At 44.4% G+C, this 3,107-nt stretch carries 6 protein-coding genes; 1 reads left to right on the forward strand and 5 read right to left on the reverse strand.

What is annotated here, in order from left to right; all coding sequences use genetic code 11:
- Window positions 1-18: 18 nt before the first annotated feature.
- On the reverse strand, window positions 19-624 hold the full coding sequence (locus ACQ2HE_RS19785; protein WP_430900351.1) for a superoxide dismutase: 606 nt from the start codon (window positions 622-624) through the stop codon (window positions 19-21).
- 155 nt (window positions 625-779) lie between these two features.
- Here ACQ2HE_RS19785 and ACQ2HE_RS19790 point away from each other — a divergent pair, with 155 nt between their 5' ends.
- The gene (locus tag ACQ2HE_RS19790; RefSeq protein WP_430900353.1) at window positions 780-1,013 is read left to right on the forward strand and encodes a hypothetical protein; all 234 of its coding nucleotides are present in this window, start codon (window positions 780-782) and stop codon (window positions 1,011-1,013) included.
- Between the two features lie 25 nt (window positions 1,014-1,038).
- On the opposite strand, the gene yidD is transcribed toward ACQ2HE_RS19790, so the two are convergent.
- The 4 genes from yidD to murI all read right to left on the reverse strand — a co-directional run bounded on the left by yidD (window position 1,039) and on the right by murI (window position 2,908).
- Entirely contained in the window at window positions 1,039-1,269 is a 231-nt protein-coding gene (gene yidD, locus ACQ2HE_RS19795; RefSeq protein WP_430900355.1) for a membrane protein insertion efficiency factor YidD, read from the reverse strand.
- The gene (rnpA, locus tag ACQ2HE_RS19800; protein ID WP_430900357.1) at window positions 1,244-1,645 is read right to left on the reverse strand and encodes a ribonuclease P protein component; all 402 of its coding nucleotides are present in this window, start codon (window positions 1,643-1,645) and stop codon (window positions 1,244-1,246) included. The genes yidD and rnpA overlap by 26 nt, the downstream gene beginning before the upstream one ends.
- A gap of 71 nt (window positions 1,646-1,716) precedes the next feature.
- Window positions 1,717-1,872: a 50S ribosomal protein L34 gene (gene rpmH / locus ACQ2HE_RS19805; protein ID WP_430900359.1), complete on the reverse strand. Its 156-nt coding sequence runs from the start codon at window positions 1,870-1,872 to the stop codon at window positions 1,717-1,719.
- Window positions 1,873-2,077: 205 nt separating this feature from the next.
- Window positions 2,078-2,908, reverse strand: a complete 831-nt coding sequence (gene murI / locus ACQ2HE_RS19810; protein ID WP_430900361.1) for a glutamate racemase — start codon at window positions 2,906-2,908, stop codon at window positions 2,078-2,080.
- Window positions 2,909-3,107 lie beyond the last annotated feature (199 nt).

Genomic DNA, 3,107 nt, shown 5'->3' on the forward strand with positions numbered 1-3,107 from the left:
TAAAAAAGAATTCATCTCTTATTTAGCTGCAGCAAAACGTGCACTTACTTTTTCCCAGTTTACAACATTCCAGAAAGCACCCAAGTAGTCGGCACGACGGTTTTGATACTTCAAATAGTACGCATGTTCCCACACGTCTACGCCCAAAATAGGAGTTCCCTTTACTTCAGCAACATCCATCAAAGGATTGTCTTGATTTGGAGTAGAGCTTACTACCAATTTTCCATCTTGAACCAGCAACCAAGCCCAACCGCTACCGAAACGAGTCATACCCGCAGCAGCAAATTTTTCTTTGAATGCATCGAAAGAACCGAAAGCTGCAGCAATTGCGTCTGCCAAAGCGCCGGTTGGAGTTCCACCTGCATTAGGTGCTAAACTTTCCCAGAAGAAAGTATGGTTCCAGTGGCCACCGCCGTTGTTTCTAACTGCAGGACTGATGCTACCCGCAGCTGCTACCAATGCTTCCAAAGACTTTCCTTCATGTTCGGTACCTGCAATGGCTTTATTCAAGTTGTCTACATATGCTTGATGGTGTTTACCATGGTGAATTTGCATTGTAGTGGTATCAATATGTGGCTCCAATGCATCGTGTGCGTAAGGGAGCGGAGCTAATGTAAATGCCATAATGTTTAAATATTTAAATTGTACTTGTTTAAAAGAGTAACAAAATTAGTACCTGATGGTTTAAGAACAAGCGATGAAGACAGTTTGGCAGAAAGATTTCCGGAAAAAGGAAAGAACAGCCGGGGTAATTAATAAGTAATAATTAATAATTAATAATGAAACAGCCGGAGTACAGAAGGGAGGAGGGAAGTTGGAGGACAGAGGAAATACTGAGAAACTGCAAGCGCTGCGAAAACGCTGCGATCGCTGCGGTAATGAAGCACTCCAAATATTCAGTCTTTTCCCTTTACCGCAAAGAAACAAAGTACGCAACGGTACGCAACGAAAAACTTAGCGAATTCTCTGCGCCCTCCGCGCTCTTCGCGGTGAACCCAAAGCCCAAAGCCTAAAACCCTAAAGCCTAACGCCTATTCCTCACGGCACCGGATCATACCCACTCCCACCCCAAGGATGACAACTGCTCACCCGCTTCAGCGTTAACCAGAAGCCCTTGATGGGACCGTATTTTTTGAACGCCTCCAGTCCGTATTGAGAACAAGTGGGCGTATAGCGGCACTTGGGACCCAATAGCGGCGAAATCACCCACTGATAGATCTTGATCAACACAATGAATGGCGCACTAAGTATCAGCTTTAGAATCTTCATTCAATCCGTCGATTAACTTTTTAATGATAGACCCTGCTTTCGCATACAGGTTCTCAAATTCAGGCTCGCCCCGATGTATGTAAATAAAAAATAATTCTAATCCCAGCCCTTTTGCGGCCACAGCTTTTTCCAACCCTTCTTTTTGCAGTCGGAATGCTTCTCTTGTCATTCGCTTCAGCCGATTCCGGTCTACGGCCTTCTTAAAAATCCGCTTACTCACACTCACGCCGAAACGAACGGGAGCATTTTCAGGTTCCGCCCATTGGTACAAAACCCGAAAGGGGTACACAGTAAAACTGTTCCCCTTGGCAAAAAGCCGGTCGATCTGCTTCTTGCTTTTAAGTCGTTGGTCTTTATTTAATCCGAGTGCTTTCAAATGATCAAAAAAAATAGCCCCGAAAATCGGGGCTATAAAGTTATTAAATCACAGCCGAACGGCTGATCCGATTATTTTAATCCTTTCTCGTCAGAAACTGAAAGTTTCTTACGGCCTTTCTTACGACGTGAAGCTAATACTGCACGACCGTTAGCTGTTTGCATGCGCTTACGGAAACCGTGAACAGTTTTACGACGACGCTTATGTGGTTGAAATGTACGTTTCATGATCTTTGCTTTTTAGTACCTATTCGGTTTAATTTTTCAAATGAATGTCCGGGAGAAGCGGACGTTTTTCAATCCACACAACAGGTCACCACACCCATTGCTTTGTGAAAGGATGGCAAAATTAGTGGTTTGAATTGAATTGAAGAAGTTTTAGCCCCTGTTTTTTCGAGCTATTTTCCATCGATTTCCAAATTTTTACTGAAAATCAATGTATTGCACGCGTAAGATCAACATGACCGGCTCCCACCCCCTCCCCATAAAAGAGGCTGGCATGGCGGTTAAAGTCGCCCGGATCGTCGGTAGTGTAAAATTGGCGTGCTCCGGACTGCGATAATCGGCACTCCATTTCGGGGTGACGGTTCAGGTAATCGGCCAGACTGCCGGCTACAATAGATCCTTGCGATAACAATTTGGTACCCGCAGGCAGTTCATTTTGAATTTGATCGAAGATCAAGGGGTAGTGCGTGCAGGCTAGTAATACGGTATCGATCTCGCTCGATTGTGCTTTGAGTTGATCCACGTATTTTTTTATGAAGAAACGAGCACCTTCCGTTTGAGCCTCTCCGTTCTCGATAATGGGTACCCAAAGCGGACAAGCCTGTTGGTGCACTTTTACTTCCGGAAAGAATTTTTCCGACTCAATTACATAGGATTCTGAACTCACCGTTCCGGAAGTAGCAAGAATGCCAATGTGTTTTGTTTGGGTATAATGCCCCATTACTTCTGTGGTAGGTCGAATAACGCCCAAAACGCGATTGTTTGGTGCGAGAGAAGGGAGGTCGTTTTGTTGAATGGTGCGCAATGCTTTCGCTGAAGCCGTATTGCAGGCCAATACCACCAAAGGGCAACCCTGATCAAAAAACCATTTCACGGCCTGAAGGGTGTATTGATACACGGTTTCAAAAGAGCGGTTGCCATAAGGCGCCCGAGCATTATCGCCGAGGTACACATAATCGTACTGCGGCAGACCCTTCACGATCTCTTTCAAAACCGTTAGTCCTCCATAACCTGAGTCGAATACACCAATTGCGTTCATCTTACTAAAATACAATGTATTGTTGTAACTTAGTTAAGCCATTTTGTCTGATATAATAACACTAATTAGATAAAATAAGTAGTGAAGAAAAAGTAAATCGCCTCTTATAGTTCTTTGAATAACAACCTCCGTTCGGGATGTTGATGCCAAACCGCTCCTACACCGCTGGAAGCCAGTTTAGGTATGGGTTTAATGGGAA

The sequence above is a fragment of the Endoryza foliicola genome, from assembly GCF_050589245.1.
Classification (GTDB): Bacteria; Bacteroidota; Bacteroidia; order Chitinophagales; family Chitinophagaceae; genus Endoryza; species Endoryza foliicola.

What these genes read in the sequence shown, in the direction of transcription:
- murI (WP_430900361.1), bottom strand. Translation starts at nt 2,908, where the DNA reads ATGAACGCAATTGGTGTATTCGACTCAGGTTATGGAGGACTAACGGTT.
- yidD (WP_430900355.1), bottom strand. Translation starts at nt 1,269, where the DNA reads ATGAAGATTCTAAAGCTGATACTTAGTGCGCCATTCATTGTGTTGATC.
- ACQ2HE_RS19785 (WP_430900351.1), bottom strand. Translation starts at nt 624, where the DNA reads ATGGCATTTACATTAGCTCCGCTCCCTTACGCACACGATGCATTGGAG.
- ACQ2HE_RS19790 (WP_430900353.1), top strand. Translation starts at nt 780, where the DNA reads ATGAAACAGCCGGAGTACAGAAGGGAGGAGGGAAGTTGGAGGACAGAG.
- rpmH (WP_430900359.1), bottom strand. Translation starts at nt 1,872, where the DNA reads ATGAAACGTACATTTCAACCACATAAGCGTCGTCGTAAAACTGTTCAC.